The 23,310-nt window shown below is 41.4% G+C and carries 22 protein-coding genes and 1 tRNA gene; 12 read left to right on the top strand and 11 right to left on the bottom strand.

The window, feature by feature from the left end; translation table 11 throughout:
• Positions 1–154: 154 nt before the first annotated feature.
• Both prfH and HMO_RS0110370 read right to left on the bottom strand, forming a co-directional pair.
• Positions 155–784, bottom strand: coding sequence for a peptide chain release factor H (gene prfH, locus HMO_RS0110375; RefSeq protein ID WP_010302533.1), 630 nt, complete (start codon positions 782–784; stop codon positions 155–157).
• Positions 781–1,911: an RNA ligase RtcB family protein gene (locus HMO_RS0110370; protein ID WP_010302531.1), complete on the bottom strand. Its 1,131-nt coding sequence runs from the start codon at positions 1,909–1,911 to the stop codon at positions 781–783. The genes prfH and HMO_RS0110370 overlap by 4 nt, the downstream gene beginning before the upstream one ends.
• A gap of 495 nt (positions 1,912–2,406) precedes the next feature.
• Here HMO_RS0110370 and HMO_RS0110365 point away from each other — a divergent pair, with 495 nt between their 5' ends.
• The 3 genes from HMO_RS0110365 to HMO_RS0110355 all read left to right on the top strand — a co-directional run bounded on the left by HMO_RS0110365 (position 2,407) and on the right by HMO_RS0110355 (position 4,533).
• On the top strand, positions 2,407–3,372 hold the full coding sequence (locus HMO_RS0110365) for an aminoglycoside phosphotransferase family protein (RefSeq protein ID WP_010302529.1): 966 nt from the start codon (positions 2,407–2,409) through the stop codon (positions 3,370–3,372).
• Positions 3,373–3,436: 64 nt separating this feature from the next.
• On the top strand, positions 3,437–3,970 hold the full coding sequence (locus HMO_RS0110360) for an ATP-binding protein (RefSeq protein WP_010302527.1): 534 nt from the start codon (positions 3,437–3,439) through the stop codon (positions 3,968–3,970).
• Complete coding sequence (locus HMO_RS0110355; protein ID WP_010302525.1) at positions 3,967–4,533, top strand: nucleoside/nucleotide kinase family protein; 567 nt, start codon at positions 3,967–3,969, stop codon at positions 4,531–4,533. The genes HMO_RS0110360 and HMO_RS0110355 overlap by 4 nt, the downstream gene beginning before the upstream one ends.
• An 8-nt stretch (positions 4,534–4,541) precedes the next feature.
• Here HMO_RS0110355 and HMO_RS0110350 read toward each other — a convergent pair whose 3' ends face one another.
• A complete protein-coding gene (locus HMO_RS0110350) occupies positions 4,542–5,639 on the bottom strand; it encodes a hypothetical protein (RefSeq protein WP_010302523.1) in 1,098 nt (365 codons plus the stop codon).
• 878 nt (positions 5,640–6,517) lie between these two features.
• Between HMO_RS0110350 and HMO_RS0110340 the strand changes: the two genes are divergently transcribed.
• The 7 genes from HMO_RS0110340 to HMO_RS0110310 all read left to right on the top strand — a co-directional run bounded on the left by HMO_RS0110340 (position 6,518) and on the right by HMO_RS0110310 (position 13,170).
• On the top strand, positions 6,518–8,179 hold the full coding sequence (locus tag HMO_RS0110340) for a hypothetical protein (protein ID WP_010302517.1): 1,662 nt from the start codon (positions 6,518–6,520) through the stop codon (positions 8,177–8,179).
• A 404-nt stretch (positions 8,180–8,583) separates the two neighbouring features.
• Positions 8,584–9,162 (top strand): xanthine phosphoribosyltransferase, encoded by a 579-nt coding sequence (gene gpt / locus HMO_RS0110335; protein ID WP_010302515.1) that lies wholly within the window; start codon positions 8,584–8,586, stop codon positions 9,160–9,162.
• A 128-nt stretch (positions 9,163–9,290) separates the two neighbouring features.
• On the top strand, positions 9,291–10,007 hold the full coding sequence (locus HMO_RS0110330) for a cell division ATP-binding protein FtsE (protein ID WP_010302512.1): 717 nt from the start codon (positions 9,291–9,293) through the stop codon (positions 10,005–10,007).
• Entirely contained in the window at positions 10,000–10,881 is an 882-nt protein-coding gene (locus HMO_RS0110325) for a cell division protein FtsX (RefSeq protein ID WP_010302510.1), read from the top strand. Before HMO_RS0110330 ends, HMO_RS0110325 begins: the two co-directional genes overlap by 8 nt.
• Positions 10,882–10,901: 20 nt before the next feature.
• Positions 10,902–11,492: a YdcF family protein gene (locus HMO_RS14715; protein ID WP_010302506.1), complete on the top strand. Its 591-nt coding sequence runs from the start codon at positions 10,902–10,904 to the stop codon at positions 11,490–11,492.
• A gap of 138 nt (positions 11,493–11,630) precedes the next feature.
• The gene (locus tag HMO_RS0110315) at positions 11,631–12,338 is read left to right on the top strand and encodes a lysophospholipid acyltransferase family protein (RefSeq protein ID WP_010302501.1); all 708 of its coding nucleotides are present in this window, start codon (positions 11,631–11,633) and stop codon (positions 12,336–12,338) included.
• A 4-nt stretch (positions 12,339–12,342) separates the two neighbouring features.
• On the top strand, positions 12,343–13,170 hold the full coding sequence (locus tag HMO_RS0110310; RefSeq protein WP_010302496.1) for a DUF2125 domain-containing protein: 828 nt from the start codon (positions 12,343–12,345) through the stop codon (positions 13,168–13,170).
• On the opposite strand, the gene HMO_RS16205 is transcribed toward HMO_RS0110310, so the two are convergent.
• The gene (locus HMO_RS16205) at positions 13,077–13,811 is read right to left on the bottom strand and encodes a class I SAM-dependent methyltransferase (RefSeq protein WP_083821295.1); all 735 of its coding nucleotides are present in this window, start codon (positions 13,809–13,811) and stop codon (positions 13,077–13,079) included. The two genes, HMO_RS0110310 and HMO_RS16205, sit on opposite strands and share 94 nt — an antisense overlap.
• A gap of 112 nt (positions 13,812–13,923) precedes the next feature.
• On the opposite strand from HMO_RS16205, the gene HMO_RS0110300 reads away from it, so the two are divergent.
• Entirely contained in the window at positions 13,924–15,444 is a 1,521-nt protein-coding gene (locus HMO_RS0110300) for a PstS family phosphate ABC transporter substrate-binding protein (protein ID WP_010302491.1), read from the top strand.
• 489 nt (positions 15,445–15,933) lie between these two features.
• On the opposite strand, the gene HMO_RS0110290 is transcribed toward HMO_RS0110300, so the two are convergent.
• From HMO_RS0110290 to HMO_RS0110270, 5 genes are all read right to left on the bottom strand, one after another.
• Complete coding sequence (locus HMO_RS0110290) at positions 15,934–16,704, bottom strand: hypothetical protein (RefSeq protein WP_029448869.1); 771 nt, start codon at positions 16,702–16,704, stop codon at positions 15,934–15,936.
• A 198-nt stretch (positions 16,705–16,902) separates the two neighbouring features.
• The gene (locus tag HMO_RS0110285) at positions 16,903–17,469 is read right to left on the bottom strand and encodes a hypothetical protein (RefSeq protein WP_139016875.1); all 567 of its coding nucleotides are present in this window, start codon (positions 17,467–17,469) and stop codon (positions 16,903–16,905) included.
• A 347-nt stretch (positions 17,470–17,816) separates the two neighbouring features.
• Positions 17,817–18,374, bottom strand: a complete 558-nt coding sequence (locus HMO_RS0110280) for an SPFH domain-containing protein (RefSeq protein ID WP_010302477.1) — start codon at positions 18,372–18,374, stop codon at positions 17,817–17,819.
• Positions 18,362–19,066 carry an SPFH domain-containing protein gene (locus tag HMO_RS0110275; RefSeq protein ID WP_010302474.1) on the bottom strand — a complete coding sequence of 235 codons (705 nt, stop codon included), beginning with the start codon at positions 19,064–19,066 and terminating at the stop codon, positions 18,362–18,364. The genes HMO_RS0110280 and HMO_RS0110275 overlap by 13 nt, the downstream gene beginning before the upstream one ends.
• Before the next feature lie 367 nt (positions 19,067–19,433).
• Positions 19,434–19,510 (bottom strand) — tRNA-Met (locus HMO_RS0110270).
• A gap of 423 nt (positions 19,511–19,933) precedes the next feature.
• Between HMO_RS0110270 and HMO_RS0110265 the strand changes: the two genes are divergently transcribed.
• Positions 19,934–20,302: a hypothetical protein gene (locus HMO_RS0110265; protein ID WP_010302467.1), complete on the top strand. Its 369-nt coding sequence runs from the start codon at positions 19,934–19,936 to the stop codon at positions 20,300–20,302.
• A 361-nt stretch (positions 20,303–20,663) separates the two neighbouring features.
• Here the strand turns inward: HMO_RS0110265 and rpsA are convergent, their stop codons facing one another.
• Together rpsA and cmk are read right to left on the bottom strand one after the other, a co-directional pair.
• Positions 20,664–22,391, bottom strand: coding sequence for a 30S ribosomal protein S1 (gene rpsA / locus HMO_RS0110260; RefSeq protein WP_010302464.1), 1,728 nt, complete (start codon positions 22,389–22,391; stop codon positions 20,664–20,666).
• Positions 22,392–22,503: 112 nt separating this feature from the next.
• Positions 22,504–23,145, bottom strand: coding sequence for a (d)CMP kinase (gene cmk / locus HMO_RS0110255; RefSeq protein ID WP_033444723.1), 642 nt, complete (start codon positions 23,143–23,145; stop codon positions 22,504–22,506).
• Between the last annotated feature and the right edge of the window lie 165 nt (positions 23,146–23,310).

The following is a 23,310-nucleotide window of genomic DNA, read 5'->3' as shown; positions in this document are numbered from 1 at the left end:
GCAGGCATGAAGCTTCAAGACTATCTTGAGTGCCCTTCATGCCTTTATAATTTTACCCTTTGAGGGTTTTAAGTGTAATTTTAAATGCGCTCTTCCAAGAAACGTCCTTGTTTTAATCGATGTCCCGCGCATAGGTTTAAGTATCGAAATGGTTTCATCTTAGGCGAATAAACTTCTCTCCCTTATAGAGGCGTTTTGAATTTCCCCGCTCTAAGGCATGATGTTGTTCCCATCTTTCTTTTTGTCTATTCAGATCCTTTTCCGCTTGTTTCGTTTTCAATAAATTAATTAGCCGAGCTAAGGCTAACTTCTTATTAAGGTGTTGCGAGCGTTCTTCTTGCGCCTTGACAACAATGCCGGTAGGAAGATGGGTAATCTGAATCGCGCTCTCAGTTTTGTTAACATGTTGGCCACCGGGGCCTGAAGCGCGCACTGCTTTAATGTCACAATCTTTTTCCACTAGTTTATAGTCGTTCTCTGGGGCAGTCACTGCCTCGACGCCAATAAACCAATTCTTGCGAGCATGGAAGGGGCGGAAGGGGCTCCGGCCTATCCATTGCACAGTGCCGGTCCAAGAATTAATAAATTGCCGAAGGTCTTCTCCTTCAAGAGAGATTAGTGCTGATAACAGCGAAGAGGCAGATTTACCTTGCACAGCTTCAACCAGTTGGACACGAAAGCCAGCCGTTGTCGCTTCCTGTAAAATAAGCTGAGTAATTTTAGAGGCTACCCAAGCACATTCCTCAGGCCCTTGGCCTGAGGTAACATGGAGCCAGATTTTCATTGCCTATCTCCTTTATAAGTTAATAGAGGTATGAATTTTGCAATAATTTGTATCAGTCCAGCCTCCACCAGATCTGTAATAACTTGATCGATATCTTTGTAAGCTTGCGGAGCTTCCTCATAAATAAGGCGGTCATCCTGGCAAACCACCCAACTTCCAAGCTTCGTCCGCCTTAAATCTTGCGCACTAAAGCGTTGGCTTAGACGCTGTTGAGCATCTGAACGTTTCCACTTTCGTCCTGCGCCATGGGCCAAGGAATAGGCGTTATAGCTCTGGTCTCCAATGGGTTCGATCAGGTAACTCCAGGAACCCCGGGAGCCGGAGATCATAACGCATCCATGGTCAGAAGGGGTGGCTCCTTTGCGGTGAATCCAGCACTTCTGATTAGCCACAGTAATCGGCATTACCTGATTGTGGCAAATATCCAGAATAGGTCTACCTTGATAACCAAGTCGCGACAACAAACGCTTAGCAATTAAGGCACGATTGGCAATAGCCCACCTTAAGGCATAATCATGGCAGGCCTTATAGGAAACTGCCGCTTGGCTTTCATCAGCCAGACCTTGACTGCCAAAGTCTTGTACATGCTGGCGTAGTATGCTTTCTCCTAAGCCCCGAGACCCAGAGTGAACGAGCAGAACTGCACAGCTTCTATCCAGACCCAGCGCCTCAAATTTGGTCGGCTGTTCAATCGATTCCACTTGTTGTAGCTCAGCAAAGTGATTGCCACCGCCAATGGTCCCCAGAGACGCATTATAATGCGATTGCGGTAAGGCATATCTTTCGCTCCATTCTTCAATTGTGTTCTCATCTTGTTCAGACAGCGTATTCAGCTTCTTTACCCAGCGCTCAATTTTCAGTTTATTGAGGGGGATATCAGTTTGCCATAATCCCATGCCACAGCCAATATCATTACCAACCAGGCTGGGATAAAAAACCCCTTCAGTAATAAAGGCTGCTCCAATAGGGTGCCCCTTGCCGGCATGTAAGTCTGGCATGCCGACGGCAATTTTCATTCCTGGGAGCGCGGCAGTTTTTTCAAGTTGCTGGACGGCTTCTCCTTCAATCCAGCTATTTTCGCCCGCAATAATACGGATGATAACTTCTTCGCGGACATTATTGCCCATAGATTGTACTCTCTTAATAAAAAGTATTTGAAAGGTAATATCTTAGATCACGAAGAGTAGATCTATGTTATCTTTTCCCATCCCACAGAGTATGCGGATAAGGGGATAATATATGATTTTTAAGTTTTTCTAAGTGATCAATAAAATCTTAAGGAAAATTATTAATTAAAATAATTCCTATTAATTATTATGTTGGAAAGTATAATGTTGCATGGTAATGCCCCCTTTAAATGAGGAGTTATAGACAGCTTATATATAAGTGACAATAGATTGTGTGTCAAGGATGAAATGAAAGCAAAGTAAATAAGCTAATCTTTAAGATTAAATCTACAGTTAAAAGTTTGACTATTGCTTTAACAACACTATAAACAGGGCAGGGAGCGGAGTTCTAAAGATAGCATTGAGTTTATCCTTCCTATAATTCTTTAAAGTGTTCTAATAAGCGCCCAGAAAATGTAACATGGCCTTAAATAACAGGAGGTATAACAATCAAGCATGAGTGGGGAACTTGACTGGGCGCGGACAACTTTACACGTTTGCGGCTATGAAATTGTTGGCAGCGACCAGTTGGTGCGGGGTACGCCGTGGGCCCAAATTTTTGTCTTTCCAACCGCACAAGGACAAGTCTTTTTAAAATGTATGGCTAAAGAATTTGCTTTTGAAGCAGCGTTGCTTGGGCTTTTAACCCAGCACCACTTTGCCAATCTGCCTGACATTATCGCTATCAGCTCAGACCATAACTGCTTCCTCATGAAAGATGCGGGGCAGCCGCTGCGTTATCTTATGCAGCAGAATTATAATGTAGCAATTAATTGTGAGGTATTAAAAGCCTATGCACGGCTGCAGCAGGCCTGCCTTTCCATTGCGCAGGATTTAATAATGACGACTGGGGCTCTGGATCATCGTCTTAGGCACCTACCTGGGCTTTTTCAACAGTTGCTTGCTGATGAAGGGTGCTTAATCCAGCAAGAACTTACAACGGCAGAGATTGCTCGTTTGCGAGACCTTAGTGGCACTTTTGCAAGATCATGTGAGCTATTAGGTGGTTTAGGGATTCCCGAAACTCTAGAGCATGGCGACTTTCATGATCATAATGTTCTGATTAAAGGAGAACACATTACTATTGCTGACTTTGGCGATGCTGCTGTGGCGCATCCATTCTTCTCCCTCGCTTCCTTCTTGGAGAGTAATCAACGGCATCACCCCTTGATCAGGCAGGGGCAGATTTATCAAACTCTCTGTCAGTCCTATTTAGATCAATGGCGCGATTATGCTCCATCTCCTGCTTTACACCAAGCTTTAGAGATTGCCTCCATTTTAAGACCGTTTTTATGGGTATCAAGCTTCTTGCGAATTATTTCAGCTCCTGAATTAGTCAGTTTTCCCGAATATGAGGGCTTTATTGCCAAGAAGTTAAGGCAGTTAATTGATAACCTAGAAAAGTATAACGCAGTAGCCTAATTCTTATCCATTTATTCTATACCTGGGACAAATGATATAATTCAGAATCAAGGATAAATTAGCGATGCCTATGATAACCTTTTTTACCGGAGCTTCTGGGGTTGGTAAATCCACAGCGCTTCATAAAATAGCGCAAGAAGCAAGCGAGGCTAAGATTTTATGTGAGCGCTTCGATGCGCAAGGGGTGCCTAGCTATGAAGAAATGGTGGCTCAGTATGGATCACCGGAAGCATGGCAAGAGCATGTAACTTATCAATGGATTGCCAAGATTAAAGATAGAATAGGGGAGCAAAAGCATATCTTTCTTGATATGCAGACAGATTTGAAATTTATCATCCATGGTTTTAAGCTAGCGCAGTTGACAAATTATCAAATCATTCTATTTCATTGTGATCGACGGGAAAGAGAGAGACGTCTGATTCATGAGCGTCAGCAGCCTGACCTCGCTAATCCAGTTATGGAGAATTGGTCGCAGCATCTATATCATCAGGCAAAAGAGTTGAATGCTCCAATTATTGATACAACTTACCTTAATGTTGAGAAAATGGTAGAGCAGATTAAAAGCATATGTGGCCTAAGCAAGGAGAGGATAAAATGAGTCAACCTGTAACAATTTATTTAATTGGTCGGCCAGGCTGCGGTAAATATACTTGCGCTAAAGAGCTTGCTAAATATGATTTTAAAGTTGTTGATAATCATTTAATTAATAATCCGATCTTTTCCTTAATGAATTTGGATGGAAAAACCCCTATCCCGAAAGATGTTTGGCAATTAATAGATGCTATCCGTGCTGCGGTGTTGACATTCATAAGCCAAGATAGGCAATCCAATTATGTGTTGACGAATGTCCTTTATGAAACAGAAGAAGACCATGAATTATATGAACAAGTCAGATCAGCAGCTGAAACACGGGGATCCTTATTTGTTCCCATAATACTTCATATAGGTTTAGAGGAGCATTACAAAAGGATTAGCACCCCAGAGCGCAGGCTACGATTCAAGCACACAGAGATTTCTGAAGAATGCTTAAACTCTTCTCTAATTAAGTTTAGCCATCCGAATTTAAAGCAAATCGATGTTACCTCTTTAGCATCAGGCGAAGTAGCAAAGCAACTCTATGCGTTGGCACAGCACCTTGTGACAAGGTCCTCGCTTATATGAAAGAGCAGTTAAGTATTTGGCTCAGCTGAATGAGATTTCGAGAACTCCTTTGAGGTGGCTGTGAGGTGCTCATAAGCATTTATGACCTCAACTTTAGTAAGTAATTTTTTATAGATATCATCTTTAATAAATTCTTCAACTGTGGCCGAAAAAAGCTCTTCCTTCGTATCGGCATCGGGTTTTCTGTTATCCCAGGCTGCATGTGTCCTTAAATAGTTTTTAAGAATAGCTCTTACTTCCTTCTGAGAGAGGTTAGACTTTCTTAAAAGTTCCTGCTTAACTAAGTAGAAGAATTCAGCAGCCGAAAAGAAAAGGCGTCGCTCAGGCTCCCTGATGTTTAAAAGTGCCTTGATAGGCACATTCTTTTTAAGGACATTTACAGCCTGTTTGAAAGATTGGGCGCCTCCTTCTAACAGCAGTAACATATCGCCATCGGCAGGGGATTGAATATAATCGGAGACAGTCACATCATCCCCGAATTTAGTGAATCGCTCGCCCATGCCATTTTCATTATAGACCACCACATAGCTCTTCACTTGAGGCGATGCTTTACATCCCCATTGTTCAAGGGCATAAATACTATGACCCACCACATTCGCTAACACTCTATAGGCTTGGTGTGGATTGTCTTCTATATATTCATTCAAAAGTGAATTTGTATCTAATCTTGCTCGATCATCGGTAAGATAACCTGTAAACCCATATTCAAGTATATGGTTTCCCTCCAGATGGGGAGTAAGAAATTCACGAGCAATAATGGTACCTTCTTCACTAAATTGATTAGAATCCCCAACAATCTGAACGAGTTTCTGGTCTTTAACGCCCATCTGCTGAGCAATTTCTCCTTTTAAAGCAAGAAAATCAAGGTAAGCTTGGTTGTCTTTTGCAATGCCATAGAATTTATATATTCCGAGCTTAGTGGTCATGCGTAGTTGCTTAACAAGACCATTCTGCGTCGCTAGCGGTGTTCCCTCACCATGGGCAAACTTATCTATATGAGTGTGAAGAACTTTAGCAATACCGGTGCTATCGAATTGTTCCATGCTCATACAGTTATCTTGAAAATCAACAGCTGCTAATAGAAAAGCTACAGTTTTAATAGTCATTATCATCCTTTAATGGCAAGCTTTTGAAATATTTCTTAGCGTTTCCAGTATATGTCAGGCCTTTAAGTTTGTAATCAATTGCGTGGACTTTCTTTCTAATCATAAATACCTCTAGGCTAATACCCATTTTATACTAACCCTATCCCACTGACTCTCAGTTTTTATATCTCACAATTTTAGGTATGGTATCTCATTTTATCTTCATCTTCTCGATTTTTTACCTTAAGCAAGTTATCGTTTTGAAGGGATCTGATGCTTGCTTCTAGTACCATTACAAGACAAAGTTAATATTTTAACAAACCTATTGATGCTTCAGTTTTTATTGTAATAGCCTCTTTGAAATCCGATGCTTTGTTCGATAAAAGCGCGGATTTGATAAGTGCTTTTCTAGTCGACAGAAAGTGCTCTTTTTTACCTAATTCCTTAAATTACGATCTTGTGGCAGCTGAAGCTTCAGTTAATTGCTAGCTAAGCCTTATAATGCCGAGCTTATGCATTACTACTTTTATTCTACGATCAGCTATTCTTTTTAAAGAGGGCTCTTTTCAAAGCTTGTTCTGATTTCTGTTAATTTAGGTATCAAGTGCAATTTACATAAGTAAGTTAAATAAAATAAATTGCATTATGTAGATTTATTATTTAATATATTTAGAGGGTATAAGGTATATAATTAAATCTGAATATTTTTACTTTTTGTATGTAAATAGTTTCTTTTGTGTTAGCTCCGTTTGAATTGTCCGATGTTTGATCCCCCGTAAGTTCCACTCCTCTCAGTTTTTGAGACTTAACTCTTCAAGCTAATCTTTGTGCCTCAAGCATTCTAGCGGCAGCTAGAAATTGAGGTACCCCTAAACTTATCTAAGTAAAAGGATAGAGTAATGAAAAAAATATTGTTTTGTGTTGCTATTTTAACTCTTACTATCAACGCTGTCCCAGCTGCTGAACCTATGGAGCGAGAGCATGAATCTGCTTCATATCTATTAAAGATGCAAGACTTTTTTAGTACAGCGAAGGAAAAAGCTGTCGGTTTATTTGAATGGCCAGAAAGGACAACGTGGTCCACGGTTGGCAAGAAATTTGCAATCAGCCTCACTGGCCTTGTCGGCTGTAACCAATTGATGTATGCCAGTACTGACGAAGACGCCTCGCCGTGGTTAAATTACTCAAGTTCTGTGGGGTATATGTTAAGTGCTGGTCTTTTTCAAGATGCTGTTTGTGATTTTATTTATTTGATTTACGATCACTTAAGGCAAGGACCTTTAAAGAAAAAGGTTTTTGGGCGCTCTCAAAATCCCTCTTCTATGCAGCTTGAGTTATATGAGAAGTTAAGAGAGCAAGATGATGAACAAAAGCGCCGGCTTGTCCGTTTAGGAAACCTTACATTTAATGTGCTAAGTGTTGCCAGCATGAACTATGGCTTTTATCAAAATTTATCAGTTATGTTACATCACCACATCTCCCTCGTCGGTTTATCCTTTCCTAGCTGGTATTCTGATTGTCTGTCTGGTCGGGCTGTATGCTTTCCAGCAATGACTTCTTTATTTTTCTGTGCAGGGATAGGAGTTTTAATTTATGACTTACGTGAAATCAGCTTCTTCCTGGATCCGGGGTTTGCTCGACGGGGGGAGAGTCCATGGATGACAATTATTCACGGATTTGCCAAAGCTTCTTGGTCAGTGCGCATGACAGCAGCCCACGAGATTGATCTTCGCATCCAGCATCATTTGCAGTTCACAGATCCCGAGCTTTATGAAAGCTTTATGAGAGCTCATGGTTTCTCTCGAGCTGACCGCTTTATACAATCAGTTTTACGTACTCAGGCCAATTATCAGGTTTATCAAAGTCTTCTCATACTTTTGAAAAACGGTACGGAATATTTCTTAACGTCAGCGCAAGTCGAAAAGTTGGATAACAGCACTATGCCATTACCTTCAGAAGGCCGCCATAAGGGATGTAAGCGCCTTAAGCATCAGCCTCATGCTGTATCCATTCCTGCAAAAAGAGGAGAGGTGCGTTTTAATCTTGAAGCGTCTGCTCACCCAGAAGCAGAGCCGTTGTTTGTGAAAGCTAAGGTTAAAAGTCGTGGCAAGCAAAGGGTGGTAGAAAGTTTAGAGGCACCTCTCACATCGGTCTTTGTTCAGGCTGAGGACAATCAGCAGGCTCTGATAAGGAAAGCAGCGTTAGAGCGAATTGATAATCTTCGAGCTCAATACCCCATTAAAGTGCAGATCCTAGAAAAGGAAATTAGAAAACTGAACAATTTCTTGAAGGGACACCTTGAAGGGATAGGCGGAAGCGTATTTAGAATTGTCTGGCAGGTTAACCAGAAAAGTTTTGCTTTGTCCTTTGAAAAGCCGCACGAAAAGGATAGGAATAATTATTCTGGAAACAAACTGAAGCGAGTCTTAAATACTTTAGAAGTAGGCTACTTAAGTGGCCTGGATGAGGATAAAATTTTGGCCTACATTCAGGACAATAAGCGGCATAACTTGCTACGCTTTCCCAAGCTGATGCATTACCTGATAAGTCAGCGGAATTAAGAAAAGTAAACTATTTCTGGGGCTGGGTTTAACTATTATCCAGCCCCCTTTAAACTCTCAATCCTTTTATAAGCTTACTTGGGACTATTTTAATTTATTGAAGGTACCTTTAGTTTTATCGAATAATAACTTTGATACAGAGCTGTATTTTATACCCTTTCTCAGTAAAAATCTTGAATGCAAATAAAATTTTAACAAATCTATTGATGCTTCAGTTTTTGTTGTGATAGTCTATTTGAAATCCGATGGTTTATTCGATAAAAGCTCGGATTTGACAAGTGCTTTTCTAGTCGACAGAAAGTGCTCTTTTTTACCTAATTCCATAAATTACGATCTAGAGTCGCTGCTTGAGCTTGGGCTTAAAGTAGAAGGAGAATCGTATTATTTTGAAAGGAGCCTACACTATGAAAAGATTAAAAAATATTTTGACTCGTGCGATTGTTTTTGCTGCTATTATTCTATGCTCTAATTATCTACATGCCACAGATATGGGGAATCCGGTGACCTTCCAGCCAGTAGCACAGATTCAATCTCCACCTAAGGCGATTGCCAAGAAGTATTTGAGCCATATTCAAATTCAGGAGGCTGCTGCCGTTTTGTCAGCCCGATTGCAGCGTCCTTATAAAGGAATTGTTGCCATTACTCGCGGCGGTATGGTGCCAGCCACATTGCTCGCTCAGCACTTAGATATTCGTGATATCCGTACCATTTCAATTGCAAGCTATAATAAGGAAGGACAGAGAGGACAGTTGAAAGTTATTCATCAGCCTGATCTGGCCAATCAAGGCGAAGGCTATCTTTTTGTGGATGATCTGGTTGATAGTGGTGAGACATTAAAATTGATTCGTACTCTCTACCCTAAAGCTGATTTTGTTGTTTTATATGCTAAGCCCGAGGGGAAAGCGGCGGCAGATGTCTTTGCGATTGAAGTGCCGCAGGATGAATGGCTGGTATTCCCATGGGAATTGGAGGGGGCTGCTTAAGCTTAAAATAAAATCAGGACTAGTATTGTTCTAAAAAAATGGGCAATATAGGAGCAGAAAATGATAAACAATATACCTTGCACATAAAAAGGTATAAAGGCGGATAGATAAGTAAAGGCGAGGATGCTTTGGTAACCCAGCGTAGGCAACCTATTGAAATTGTCAGGTTTGATCAAGTTGGCTTGGTGTACCCCGGGGGACATCGAGTGCTGCATGGTTTAAGTCAATCCTTTAATGTCGGCTCTTTTACTTTCTTGACAGGTGTTTCAGGGGCAGGAAAGACATCACTTTTGAAGCTTATGTACCGCGGCGTGAGGGCAACAGAAGGAACGGTCCGAGTTTTTGGTAAAGATGTCAACCGCATTTCCTCATCAGAGTTACCTCAATATCGTCAACGGATTGGTATTGTTTTTCAAGATTGTAAATTGTTTCCCCATTTGAATGTTCTGGATAATGTGGCCTTGGCTTTAAAGGTGAGTGGTACTGATGTTAAAACTGCTCGCACCCATGCTAAAGAATTGTTGCAATGGGTCGGCCTAGGCCAGCATTTATACGAAATGCCTTATACCCTCTCCGATGGTCAAAAGCAGCGTGTGGCCATCGCCCGCGCAGTGATTACCCGTCCCTTATTACTCCTAGCAGATGAACCAACAGGGAACTTGGATCATGAGGCGGGATATCGATTGTTGAGACTATTTGAAGAACTAAACAAGATTGGGACGACAGTTATTCTGGCAACCCATAATAAGGCTTTAATTGCCGAATTCCCGTACCCTGAAGTTGAGCTCCATCAAGGACGACTTGTTAGTGTAGCCAATGTTTCTGCAAAGGTGAGCCATGGTTAATAAAGCAGATATTGAAGAAGTTCCAATTGCAAAGGATCCGATAACCCGCCTTGTACCGTGGATTATTTCTTTGCTTGTATTACTGTTATGTCTGGTGCTAACGGCAGCTTCGTCGATAGGAACATCTGTCCAACGTTGGCAAGTAGGGATGAGCCATCGCGTCAATATTGAGATCCCACTTCAACATGAAGTTGATCGCGATCGCGTTACCGGAGCGGTGTCTCAGTACTTATCAGCCACCCCAGGGATTAGCCGTATTGAGATTGCGGACAAGACTAAGCTGTATTCGTTGTTTGGAGTCAGTCCTCAGCAAGCGGCTTTATACCCAGATTTTCCTTTACCTGTAATCATTGAAGCCAACTTGGATCCTGAAGCTATCACAGGAGTAGGGGATATCGTTGCCCAATTACAGCAAGTGTCGCCGGGCGTGCGTATTGAAACTTATTCGCAGTGGCACGATATGTTGTTGCTGTTGCGGCAAACCTTGCAAGTTATTGGTTATATTTTTATCATGCTTATTGCCTTTACCGTGATAATTATGATCACATTAATTACTCGTGCTGGTCTTGCATCCCACCAAGAAAATATTTCCATTTTGCGGCTAATCGGCGCCAGTAACGGCTATATTGCTAATAAGTTCCAGAATCATGCGTTCCGATTGAGTGCGCGCGGAGCCATTACTGGCTTTGCTTTAGCGCTGCCGATAAGTTGGATCCTTAATCTTGCGAGTGTTTACTTGGGGATCCCTGAAATGTTGCGTCCCCAAGTCGATCCAGTTTTAATGTTGGGAATGGTCATTATCCCTTTATTTGTTGTGCTGTTAAGTGTTTGTGTCTCAAGATTTGCGGTCCTGCGGACCCTAAACTGCGACTAATTATTATAGCTATGTAATTCATGCTGCTATCCTTACCTTCTTTATGGTTTTATGGGTTTCTGGTATTCATTTATTCGATTCCCAATATTCCATCGGATACTTTAACCCCCACCGATGCTATTGTTGTGTGGACCGGGGGGCCATGTCGCATAACGACCGGCGTCGAGCTTCTGGCGCAAGGCTTGAGTGATAAATTATTTGTCTCAGGGGTAGAAACCTCTAAGCCAACCCTATTAGGGCTGCAGTGTGGCTCCTACTTATCGCGGCAGGCATTAGCGCCTTTGCAGGATAAGATTTACTTAGGTCATTCTGCCTTGTCTACCATGGGAAATGCGATCGAAACTGCAGCGTGGGCGCGCAAGAATCGGATTCGCTCTGTTCGTCTCGTCACGACGCCTGTGCATATGCCGCGGTCATTGTCTGAATTTCAAGCGGAGATGCCCCATATTGACGTTATTCCCCATCCGGTTAATATCATAAACTTTGACCATCGGCGCTGGTATCAAAGTTGGTCAGTGTTTTTTAAAGTTTCCCGCGAATACTGTAAATTCTTACTTGTTAAAGTAGGAATTAGACCTTGGTGGAGAGAGAATATCTTAGAGAATCCCTGAGAGTTGCGATAATTTTGCTCAATAAAACCTGTAGGTGGGCTTACCAGAAACTTTTATCCCGACAAGACATTATATCCGTTTAAGTGTGTAAAAATAATTGCTTGGGGGATAAGAAAAAATGAATAAAAAGGATGTGTCATGAGAAAATTAAGATCATTTATCTTTAACCTCTATTTTGTTATCGTTTCGTCGGCTTGTGCCATATTCGGTTTGCCATTTCTTTTGGGACACAGGCGCTTAGCCTTCACGGTGCCGCAAGTTTGGGCTGGCTTGACCAGTTGGGGGGCACGAAATATTCTAGGGTTAACTTATAAAGTTGAAGGATTGGAACATTTACCTAAGGGCGCTTGCATCATTGCTTCAAAACACCAATCAGCGTGGGAAACCGTGGTGTTTTGTGAAATCTTTCCGGAATCTATCTTTGTGGCGAAACGTGAACTTTTGATGATTCCGTTTTTTAACTTCCATTTTATCAAACAGAAGACAATTATGCTGAATCGTAAACTCGGAGGACAAGCGCGAGCTGATCTAGTGCGTCAAGCTAAGGCCCGCGTAGCTGAGGGTGATCGCATCATTATTTATCCTGAAGGCACGCGGCGTCCTATGGGCGCAGAGCCGAAATACAAACAAGGCATTGGGGCGATGTACACTGAGCTGAATGTACCGGTAGTCCCTGTAGCTCTTAATTCTGGCCTTTTTTGGCCGCGGCGAAGCTTTGAGAAAAGACCCGGCACTATTGTTGTTAGTATCTTACCTCCCCTAATGCCTGGCTTGACACACGCGGAATTTATGCAGACACTTGAAGAACGAGTTGAGACGAAAATGCGTGAACTAGCAAGGGAATAAGAAGATGCGCTGCTTAGGGAAAATAGGCTTAATTGTTTTAAGTGTTATAATTTGTCTAAAGGTTTCTGAGCAGTTCTTATTTCAGCCGTACCTTAATGATTATGCTGAGTCGTATCTGCGTAATCATAGCGATAAAGTAACGGTCGATAGCGTAAAATTTGATAAAAGCGATCTGTCGCTTACAGGAATCAAGGTTACGGGTATGACGGATACTTTTTCTGTTGTCGGCAGTATGCAGCCGGTCTTATTAGGATGGCCAGGAGTCGATTTTATGGTGCGGCCGTCTGGTAGTAAAATCTGGGAAATTGCGCAAATTCAAGGAAAGGCAAAAGTTGGATGGGGACAAATCTTTGCTGATAATATTCTGATCCAAAATCTACGATACTTTAAGGCCCCCCAGTTTGTCGTTCCTGAGATTTTTATTTCTTTTGTTTATTACGCTGCTAATGGTTTAATTGATCTCAAAATAAATATTCCCCAATTTGGTCCGCACACCGGTGAAGGCCAGCTTTCAGTAATTGGACAGCTGGATGCCAAAAACGCTTGGTCTGGTAAATTATCTTTAAGAATTGTCAACCCTGCAGCGGTTCTCCATCATCTAGCAGAGGTCGAGTTAATTTCCTCGCATCAACTGTCGTCCATAAAAGCGTTTATGAAGGGAATCGCTGATAGTAAAGCCGAAATTACTCTACCTCTATCCTTAGAAAAAGGGGCTCTATATCTTGGCCCGATCCGCCTTTATCCTAAGCCTTCTCGTGAAGAAAGTTTAGCTCGGATTGGTGAAGGTGTAATAAGTAATCTTTTTCGAACGTTTGCTAAGGTGCCACAGTAAACTTGCTTTTTGACCTCTATAGCCACTACCCCGGAGAACTTAGGGGCGAAAGTCTTATTGAATGTTTCTAACAGATGTCCCGTTAGAAAGCTGTTCCAGAACTCGCTGGGAAAAACAAACAGAGCTCGCTTTTTCTGACAAATATCAAATTGATTGTCTTTTAACAGATGGGAAAGCTGTCCCATGCTGTAAGAGTGACCATGGCCAAAGGGGGTATGGCTTAATTGGGCCCATAAGCTACGACGATTAGGGGTAATAATAATCGCTCGACCTTCAGGGGATAACACTCGCCATATCTCTCTTAAAAATAACCGGGGATTAGCACAATGCTCAAGTGAATGCAGAAGAATGATTCGGTCAGTACTTTTATTATTGAGAGGTAAGGATTGGCTTTCTACCAAAGCGGTCACATTTTTATCCCGCGGAAGATAATAGGTGGCCCCTATATGAGGATCCATAAATAGAACTAAATGTTGGGCTTTGATTGATAGTTTATCTAGGACTGGAAGAGTAAAGCCATGGCAGACAAGGGTGTCACATTCAATTGCCGGCCAGATGTCCTGGATCAAGTCCCCTAACTTGCTCTGTGCAACCTTTCCTAAAGGAGAAGAGTAGAATTTCATCAGATCAGTTATATCCATAGTGGTCCGTCCGATCAGTTAAAGACATTTGTTAACAATTATGAATCTAATTGTTAACGAAGAGTAAATGTTTTTTAATATTAATTAAGGTAACAAATTTAAGCTTTCATGAATGAGACTTCTAAGGAGCCTAATCTCTGCTGTTTTTCTGCTTCCTGGATGCTATAGCTATTCCTATGGAAAGCTTCAAGCTCGTATTGTTACTCATCCTATTGCCACCACTATTTTAACGCGTTTTTCTGAATCTTATGGGAGAAAATCAAAAAAATATATCGCTCCGCTGGTTGTTGAAGCGGTGGGATCTCATTCTATCAATAATTTTTGCTCTCATAGAACTAATGCGGCAGACATTCTGGTGGCACATCGACGGCTATCACCTCAAGATTTAGCTAAATGTGGTAAAGAAGGGATATCAGATTTCCTAGAATTAAGAATGGGGTTTGGGGCAGTTATTGCTTTGGCCTCTTCAGGTTTAAATATTAAAAACATATCCCATGATGAGCTTTATTCCGCCGTGACTAAATATAAATATAAGCAAGGAAATATTTTACAAAATACCGCGCTGGTGTGGAATGAAGTATCCAATAACACTAATAATCTTTCTTCAGATCCCATAGAAATTTTTGCACCCGCTCCCAACACAGATCTTCGCGATGTCTTTGAAGATCGAGTTTTAGTCCATGGCTGTCAGACCAATAAGCAGATTTCATCCATCCGCGATAAAAAACCTAAGTTATACCGTGATCTGTGTTTATCTGTTCGAGGGGATGCGCAGCTTAAGGAGGTCAATTTTGCGGCGATAGAGACCTCTCCAAGTCAGTTGCTTAAGGATCATCATGGCGCTATCGTATTCGCGCCGGCTTCTGCGCTCTCACAACCCGATTTATTAAATAATCTTATCTCTGTCGATGGCTTTAAACCTACCACTGAGAATATAACCAGCGATGATTATCCCCTGTCGGCCCCCATCTATCTTTATGTTAAGATCTCCACATTACAGTCAAGTAAGGGGCTGCAGAATTTCTTAAAATATATTTATTCTAGCCAAAACACAGATATTACTAGACTGTCTGCTGCTGGTTTTATCCCTCTAAATCCCCAAGAAATGTCACAACAATTTCAGTTGGTCACCCAGGGAAGGGCAAATCTTCATTTGGAAGAACCAAGCTTTTTCCATAAACTGATGCCAAAAATGGAATTTGCTAACACGGCAACAGAACCAGAGATGCCCGCAACATTTCAAGACACACCATTAGCAAAGACTTCTAAGCCAGGAACTGTGCCACAACCATCCGACAATATCATCCCCCAACCTCTAGCTCCTTCCATCGATCATCAATTGCAAAATCCAGGTGATATACAGACGAGCTATTTCCAAGAGGAACCCGCATTTGAGGATTACAACTCAACCGAAATCAATCAATACACTGCTCCGGCGCAAGAGCCGTTACCAGTGGCTCCTGAACCTAAAAAAGCCAAACAAGTCCTGAAGGTAGAAGAGAGCGATACTCACGCTGACTTCGATTATTCTGTGCCAGCAGAGCTTGAACCTGAAGTTGATCATGATATGGAACTGGAAGAAGAGGCTGATGAAGACCAATCTCCAGATTGGCATAAGCTGTTTGGTTCATAAGTAATTAGCCGTTCTAGTCAAATTCTTGTTAAGTAGGAACTTCTGCTTTTCCATAAACTTAGGGTCATTAATGTTAGCGGACCTGGGTTCATATCTCTTCCTTAGGCCGCTTATCTTCACAACTTCCAACATCTGCTGTAGCTCTCAGCGGGGCTCTCTCTTTGCATCCGGTTTGGTTTCTAGTTGCTTTTTCCTAAAAGAGCTGCTTGATGATAAACAGCATGACATTAATATTAGCTCTGCTGAGATAAAAGAACGCGATGAGTAAGACCCTTAAGAATAATGTTAGTAAGTGGGAGAATATATTAAGGTGAGCTATTTATAAGGCTTTGCGCGTACGCAGTAAAGAAGCTCTGTTCAGTGGTAGGCGACTATTCAATTTTGGCTAATATAAGAGGGCAGGCAATTTGCCTGCCGTAAATACCTTATCCTAAATCCTTAGATTTTTAAAGTGGAGAGGAAATTAAGGATCCCCCTTTAACGTGCTTACTAATCATCGGAACCTTCCAATATATTCTTCAATTCAACAGCAACATAGTGTTCAAGATGAGTATTATCAATTATATTTAATGTGGTCAAGATCTGCTGATTTTTGCCGTTATAAGCGAGTAGTTCTTCTCTCGCTTCACTAATAATTCTGCGGGCCCATATCTTATATTGATTGTCAGTAACCTGGTTGATATCAAAGGCATCTTTAAAATAGTTCTTAGGAAAATTGAGAAGATCGGCATGGCTTTGTAAGATTATAGCTAAGTTATTGTAAATTACTGACTTGAGTAGGACAAAGCCGGTGTTGTGGCCACCTTTAAAATCTTGTAAATAGGGGGTAATGATTCTTTCAACAGTGGAATTATCTATTGTTGCTAGTAAATTGAAAATGTTAGGGTTGTCACCTTCATATCGCAGCAGATCTCGTCGACAAGTATTAATAATTTTTCGCGCCCAAATGGAGCATTGAGTTATGTTAAGTGTTTGGCTCGCAGAGAGAGATGGAAACTGCTCTTGAGGAAAATCCCGGAGACTAACATCATGCTGTAAGATAGTCTGAGCATTATTAATAACTATCTCATTGAGCACCCTTTTAGCCATTTCCAGTTCTGAAGTGAATTTCTTAAATTTTTCCTTAATAGCTGCTTCGTAATTATCACCTTGCTCCTGCATTTCTTGCTTGTTTACCATTCTAAAGCCTGTCGTCCGATATAGTGAGCTTTCAAAAGGTGTGCCTTTAAAATGCACCATAAGTGCTTTTGTAATAATCATTTTAACGACTGTGGGAGTAGAGCTGTCATCCTTCACATCTATAACGTTTTCAAGGATCGGATGATAGGCGGGGCGTTTCTTAATGACTTCAAATAAAAGGTTATAGGATGTATCTAAGAAAGTAATCTCTGGATTTTCTTGTATTACTTGAGGGCTAATAAAGGGTGTGTCGGCAGCGCCTGCAAATTGTTGTTGCCATTATTGCAGCATTTGCCAAGCTTTCTCTACAGACTCTTTATGGTGGGCTTTAAGGGCCAATAATGTAAAAAAGTAATTATAGAGACTGTCAGAAGAAAGTTTGCCTATGCTAAGAACTTTGTCATATAACTTAAAGCCTGCTTCAATATTATCTGCATTTAAATAAGTGGTGCCTCCAACTTCTAAAACTTCAATATTTGTGGGGTATTGGTTCAGATATAGGTCGATTATCTCGAATTTAGCGTTATTGGGCAGAGAGGAGTCAGTTAGAGCTGTCTTAAAGGCACTTATTTCTCCTTTTTCTAGAAATTTAACAATGTCTTTTAGGGAGGACTTTTCTTCAAAAAGGTCCTTAGTGTACTGCTGATACTCCGGGCTATCATGAGGTGAGGTAAAAATTCTTAAGGTGTCGCTATTATGTGTTTGGAAATAGGACTCTCTATGGTTCTCATTATTTTCATAAACTTCCTGGGGGTCATAACAGAGAGCAGGGGTGGTTGCAACCATGAGTGCACATAATAAAGCATTTATTCTGGTGAGAGGGCTATATTTTTTCATAATATTCATTCTTTCTTCTTTGATGAAGAAAACTTTATAGGGAGTATAATATATTTGCCCTAAAGATGTCATTAAATATTCTGGCTCTTTTCCCTCTGATCTTCTATTCCTCCTATTACATGAACAGTAACTGGTACCGCTTTATCCCCATATGTTAATTAATTGTATTAGCAGCTTTTAAAGGGGAGGCTTAAGGGGGGGTACTTTTCTGCGAGCTCTCAGTCGTAAGAAAAATCATACTGAATTTATAGTAATACTTTGCGACAACAAGAGCAGACAAATTGAGGGATAACTCGGTGCTGTCTTGCTCTTGTAAGGAATTACTCCTCGGTCTCTAGAAAGAGCCGTGCCGGCCTTTAAAGAGTGCTGTCGGTTGAGGATGTAGCTGCTTTCGCGCTTTCCTGGAGAGCAAGAAGGGAAGAAAAGAAGCCGCCTTTGTCAGGATTCATAAAGATAACTTTAGAATTCGATCCTAAAGCACCGGCTTTAATCTCTAAAGCTTTTTGTTTTGTATAAGTAGGATTCTTCTCCAATAAATCCGCTTCCAGCTGTCGAGCTCGATTTTCTGCATCAGCAATCAGAAGCAGGCGGGTTGCTTCACCATTTGCTTTAATTAGTTCTGCATCTACTTTAGCCTTTGCTGTTTCCAGTTGGATCTTTGTTTCTATGCTCTGCACATAGGCTCTGCCTTCAGCTTCCAAAGCTGCTTTCAGTTTATCAGCTTCAGCTTGCAAGCGCGTTTTCTCCTTATTAGCTTCCGCTTCCGTGGCTACCTTTTTCAGATTTGCTGCTGCTTGCATCTCTGTGGTCTTTATTTGATAGGCGGCTTGGCGCTGTTTATTCAGCGCTTTCATGATTACCGTTGGATAAGTAATGCTCGTGATTGCAATTTGAACAATGTCTACCCCCCCCATCCATCTCCTGAAGGTGATTGTGTTCTATCGGACGAGGGAGCTAAGGGGTAGTTAAGTGTTTGGTAACCCTCCCTCTTGGTCATACGCAAAGGTACTGTCTCGGCGTGGCGCTCTTTCTCTTTTCCTTTGCTAAAAGTGTTTTTATTGTCCTGATTTGTAAAGTTATCACCAGAAGTGTGGATGTAGTCATTCATTGTTTCTAAAACTTGACTAGCCAGTTCTTCGCGGCTTGAGTCAATTATTTGAGCAGCCTCTGCCTTACCAATAATGCTGATAATGCTCCGTGAAAATAATTGCTTAAGCGATTCTTCAATATTTTGGACATTATACAGGGCCTTTACTGGGTCGTTGATCCGATAATAAAAGGCACAGTCTACGGTTAATTGTTGATTGTCTTTGGAATAAACTATCTGAGGCGGGGTGTCAATTTGAATGATTCGTTTATCCACTAAGGTCACGCGGTGATAATAAGGAACGACACAGTTAATGCCTGATTGAAGGACGCCACTATATTTTCTGAAGCCTTCAAGAATGCCTACAAATCCCTCAGGCACTAGGACGCAGGGTAAGAATGACTCACTCAGGCGAGGACCGATAGCAGGTTGATGCAGGATTTGCCGTACAGTCTCCTGGCTATAAACTAGAGCACCAGAAGCAGCTACGACGACGGAAGCAAGGATAATTTTGTTCATATAAACCTCTCAGGTTATGGTCTTTGAAAGAGGAGGACTCTTTTAAACTTAACAATCATTCAAGGATTGCAAATAAATTTTTAACTAAATTTTAAGTATTATAAGTAAAATGTTAAATGTTTGCTCTATGTCCTTTTTAGAGAAAAAAGAAATGAACGTTTGAGGGGGGTAGCACCATAAGGGAACCTCCATGAAGCTTTCATATTGAGGGCTCTAACATATTGATGATAAGGAAGAGAATAAGGACAGCAGAGCGCTGATTTAGTCAGAAGTTCTAACAATTAAAAAAGCTTTGAAGGGAAGAGTATCAAAGACTTATGGATCTGATCCTTTAAGCACTTGAATGAAATATATTGTTTGGAAAGATTGGTTGCGGGGGCAGGATTTGAACCTACGACCTTCAGGTTATGAGCCTGACGAGCTACCGGGCTGCTCTACCCCGCGTCATGAAAAGCATATAAGATATATAGCAAATCTTTGCCTTACAGCGCAATACTTATTTTTAAAATTTGCACTTTTTATAAAAACTGAGCCAAATTAGGGCTGCGACCATGGAGATTTTCTTGAGATTAGAAGGTGATTATCAATAAAACTCCCATAAGAGTTCTTCTAAAATTTCTTTAGACTATTCCGTGCTTTGATTGATAAGAAAAACAAGATTTAATAGGAGTGATATTGTAATATAGAATCAGACATTATAGCTTTCTTTAAAAGATAATAAGGCCTTTTCTGTTGCTGTTAAGTCATCAATTCTTTAGGGGGCTCTATAAGGATCTCAGGCCCCTTGAGAATAAGCAAGGCTGAGCCATCTTAGCAGGGCAATCTCGCGTGCAATGGGGGGCAACTTTAATAAATGTAGGAATTTGTATGTTCGGTAAAGATAAAAGATCACAGCCTACCGTCCAAAAGCGCGGCCAATCGAGTTGGCGGGAAAAATTATCATTAACCTTTAACTTGCCTGCTGATAAAACATTTACACATCGACACCCGACTAATCTTCCCTCAAAAAAATGCAGGGGAATAATCCCGACAACGATCCTTTTTGCCAAGATTATAATGAGAGCAGCCCGGCGCGGCACTCTTGAAGTAGCTATCGCTGCCTGGGTACAATCATTTTTCAGTCGCTATGATTTTTCAAGTGAGAAGGGGCAGATTAAAATTGCCATCATTTGTGCTTGCTCCATGGTATTCAGTCTTTTCCTTTTAGCGCTTATCATGGCCAAGTCTGCTCCTTAGCAATTCTTTTCCCTTTGTGGTGAAGGCTCATCCTAGCGCCACCCATAGGCATAAACAGTTATAAGGGGATGTTCACCTAACCACTCGAGAAGAGTAACACTGTTGCTATTTAAAAAAGCGGCTAGCCCTTAGATAGAAGAATGTTAGCCTACAGATTCTAAAGAGGACGATTTCATCTTTAAAGTTGCTTGTTAAAATACTGTGCGAGGGAGGGGAATTTAAAGCCTATGGATGAGCTTAAAATAGATTGCGCACTATTCTTCTAGAGTTTAGGAAAAGTGTAAAAGATATCCTAATTATTGATAGAAAATAAAAAAGCTCCGCATTTGCGGAGCTTTTACTATTCTGACGTTTGCTAAAGTTAAGCTTCAGCGTCAGATTTCTTTGTTTTAGTTGCTTTTTTGGCCTTGTTCATGGCTTCACCAAGAATATCACCTAAAGAAGCACCGCTATCTGTTGAACCATACTCAGAGAGTGCTTTTTTCTCTTCGTCGATTTCACGTGCTTTAATAGACAAAGCAACTTTACGACCGGAGCGGTCAAGCGAAACAACCATGGCATCAACTTTTTCACCAACAGCAAAACGGTCTGGACGTTGTTCAGAGCGTTCACGGGATAGATCAGCTTTTTTGATTGACCCTGTTAAGCCTGATTCAAGGGAAACTTCTAGACCTTTGTCGCTAACTTCAGTAATGGTGCAGGTGACTACACTGCCTTTCTTTACGCTTTCAAGGGCGGTTGCAAAAGGATCACTGTTTAGCTGCTTAATACCTAAGCTAATGCGTTCTTTTTCAGGATCTACATCCAAGACTTTGACTTTAATGACGTCGCCCTTCTTGAACTGAGATGAATCATCACCGTTATCCCAGGAAACGTCAGTCATGTGAACCATGCCATCGATTTCATCATCAACGCCGACAAACATACCAAACTCGGTAATGTTTTTAATTTCACCTTCAAGAACGCTGCCAACAGGATATTGTTCAGCAAAGCGGATCCATGGGTTCTCAGAGCATTGCTTCAATCCAAGGGAAATACGACGCTTGGTCATATCAACTTCAAGAACTTGAACTTCGACTTCTTGTCCTTGATGCAGAAGTTTGGATGGATGGATGTTTTTCTTTGTCCAGCTCATCTCTGTTACATAAATTAAACCTTCAACAGCTGGCTCAAGTTCAACGAATGCACCATAATCAGCGATATTGGTGATCTTACCTTTGTGGCGAGAACCAGGAATGTAGCGCTCTTCCACACCTTTCCACGGATCAGCTTCAAGCTGTTTCATGCCTAAGGAAATGCGCTGAGTATCGCGATTGAAACGGATCACCTGAACTTGGATGGTTTCGCCAACCTTAAGAACATCACCCGGGTGATTAATACGACGCCAAGAAATGTCGGTAACGTGTAACAAGCCATCAACGCCGCCCAAATCAATAAAGGCACCATAGTCTGTGATGTTTTTGACAATACCTTCTAAGACTTGACCTTCAGACAGATTAGAGACAAGTTCAGCGCGTTGCTCAGAACGGTTATCTTCTAAGACCGCGCGACGGGAAACAACAATGTTGCTTCTCAGCTTGTCCATTTTTAAGATTTTAAATGGCTGAACAATGTTCATAAGCGGGCTGATATCGCGGATAGGACGGACATCGACTTGGCTTCCAGGTAAGAATGCAACCGCGCCTTCAAGATCAACAGCGAAACCACCTTTAACTTTACCAAAAATGACACCGTTAACCAATTCACCGGTAATTGACGCTTTCTCAAGTTCGCCCCACGCGGCTTCACGACGAGCTTTTTCAACGCTGAGAACAGCACATCCGTTTTTATCTTCCATGCGTTCAACGTAAACGTCAATGAAATCACCTGCTTTAACTTCAGAGGCACGGCCAGGGCCAGCAAATTCACGCAAAGGGATACGACCTTCTGATTTCAGGCCTACGTCAACGGTAACAAAGTCACTGTCAATAGATAACACGTAACCTTTAACAACGCTGCCTTCGAATGAGGTGCGGCCACGAAGTGATTCTTCAAGAAGATCGGCAAAGCTTTCTTTTACGGGAGATTTTGCAATTGATGTATTAGACATATTTTTCCTTAAAAACTTCCTAATATAAGAGTCTTCTTATATTGTGAAGGGTTGGAGGTTAACATAAAAGCACCATACCTCTAGGCAGGGTGCCAACTTCAAAAACCTAGACTTAAGCTGACATGGTATCAGGCAAACAAGATTTTTGTACGTAGTATGCTGCTTTTTGGCATACTTCGTCAATACTTAAGTGTGACGTATCAATAATATAAGCATCTTTTGCCGCATTTAAAGGGGCAGTATTGCGGGACGAGTCGCGCTTATCGCGTTCGGCCATCATTTCCTGTACTTTTATGGCGCAAATATTGCCTTCTTGTTGCATGCGGCGAAGGGCTCTAATTTCTTGATCTGCTGTTAAATAGATTTTGCAGTCTGCATCAGGGCAGATCACAGTGCCAATATCGCGTCCATCCAAAATGATGCCAGCAAAATCCCCTGCATCAGCGTGGGCAAAGGCGCGCTGAAGGTCATTTAAAACGGCTCTAACCTCCGGGATAACAGCAATCTTTGATGCCATTGCTGCAACTTCTTCACTGCGCAATCCATCCTCATTTGTGCTTTCAATGGTAATCCGTTGCGCAAGCTCAATAATCTGGTGTTGTTGATCTGTTGTCAGGCCTTGTTGTAAAGCTTCTTTGGCCAGCGCACGATAGATTAAGCCCGTGTCAAGAATTTTAAAATTAAACTTTTGAGCCAGGTAATGGGCAACTGTTCCTTTTCCAGCACCTGAAGGGCCGTCAATTGCGATAATCACTTTTTTTTGTTCCTTTATTGGAGTCCCCATCATTTTAACGTATTTTACTCCTCTCTTTCAACCAATTAAAGATAGCTCAAAAAGAGATTAAAGCAACGAAAGTTAAGCAAAAAACTATCATTAAAGTTAGTTATAATTAAAATAAAGCCTTAAATTTTTATAGCT

This window comes from Candidatus Odyssella thessalonicensis L13, from assembly GCF_000190415.1.
GTDB lineage: Bacteria > Pseudomonadota > Alphaproteobacteria > Paracaedibacterales > Paracaedibacteraceae > Paracaedibacter > Paracaedibacter thessalonicensis.
This window is presented reverse-complemented; position numbering and strand designations above follow the sequence as displayed.

Excerpts from the sequence above, each read along its gene's own strand:
- prfH (WP_010302533.1), bottom strand. The coding sequence starts at position 784 with ATGAAAATCTGGCTCCATGTTACCTCAGGCCAAGGGCCTGAGGAATGT.
- HMO_RS0110370 (WP_010302531.1), bottom strand. The coding sequence starts at position 1,911 with ATGGGCAATAATGTCCGCGAAGAAGTTATCATCCGTATTATTGCGGGC.
- HMO_RS0110365 (WP_010302529.1), top strand. The coding sequence starts at position 2,407 with ATGAGTGGGGAACTTGACTGGGCGCGGACAACTTTACACGTTTGCGGC.
- HMO_RS0110360 (WP_010302527.1), top strand. The coding sequence starts at position 3,437 with ATGCCTATGATAACCTTTTTTACCGGAGCTTCTGGGGTTGGTAAATCC.
- HMO_RS0110355 (WP_010302525.1), top strand. The coding sequence starts at position 3,967 with ATGAGTCAACCTGTAACAATTTATTTAATTGGTCGGCCAGGCTGCGGT.
- HMO_RS0110350 (WP_010302523.1), bottom strand. The coding sequence starts at position 5,639 with ATGACTATTAAAACTGTAGCTTTTCTATTAGCAGCTGTTGATTTTCAA.
- HMO_RS0110340 (WP_010302517.1), top strand. The coding sequence starts at position 6,518 with ATGAAAAAAATATTGTTTTGTGTTGCTATTTTAACTCTTACTATCAAC.
- gpt (WP_010302515.1), top strand. The coding sequence starts at position 8,584 with ATGAAAAGATTAAAAAATATTTTGACTCGTGCGATTGTTTTTGCTGCT.
- HMO_RS0110325 (WP_010302510.1), top strand. The coding sequence starts at position 10,000 with ATGGTTAATAAAGCAGATATTGAAGAAGTTCCAATTGCAAAGGATCCG.
- HMO_RS14715 (WP_010302506.1), top strand. The coding sequence starts at position 10,902 with ATGCTGCTATCCTTACCTTCTTTATGGTTTTATGGGTTTCTGGTATTC.
- HMO_RS0110315 (WP_010302501.1), top strand. The coding sequence starts at position 11,631 with ATGAGAAAATTAAGATCATTTATCTTTAACCTCTATTTTGTTATCGTT.
- HMO_RS0110310 (WP_010302496.1), top strand. The coding sequence starts at position 12,343 with ATGCGCTGCTTAGGGAAAATAGGCTTAATTGTTTTAAGTGTTATAATT.
- HMO_RS16205 (WP_083821295.1), bottom strand. The coding sequence starts at position 13,811 with ATGGATATAACTGATCTGATGAAATTCTACTCTTCTCCTTTAGGAAAG.
- HMO_RS0110300 (WP_010302491.1), top strand. The coding sequence starts at position 13,924 with ATGAGACTTCTAAGGAGCCTAATCTCTGCTGTTTTTCTGCTTCCTGGA.
- HMO_RS0110290 (WP_029448869.1), bottom strand. The coding sequence starts at position 16,704 with ATGATTATTACAAAAGCACTTATGGTGCATTTTAAAGGCACACCTTTT.
- HMO_RS0110285 (WP_139016875.1), bottom strand. The coding sequence starts at position 17,469 with ATGAATATTATGAAAAAATATAGCCCTCTCACCAGAATAAATGCTTTA.
- HMO_RS0110280 (WP_010302477.1), bottom strand. The coding sequence starts at position 18,374 with ATGGGGGGGGTAGACATTGTTCAAATTGCAATCACGAGCATTACTTAT.
- HMO_RS0110275 (WP_010302474.1), bottom strand. The coding sequence starts at position 19,066 with ATGAACAAAATTATCCTTGCTTCCGTCGTCGTAGCTGCTTCTGGTGCT.
- HMO_RS0110265 (WP_010302467.1), top strand. The coding sequence starts at position 19,934 with ATGTTCGGTAAAGATAAAAGATCACAGCCTACCGTCCAAAAGCGCGGC.
- rpsA (WP_010302464.1), bottom strand. The coding sequence starts at position 22,391 with ATGTCTAATACATCAATTGCAAAATCTCCCGTAAAAGAAAGCTTTGCC.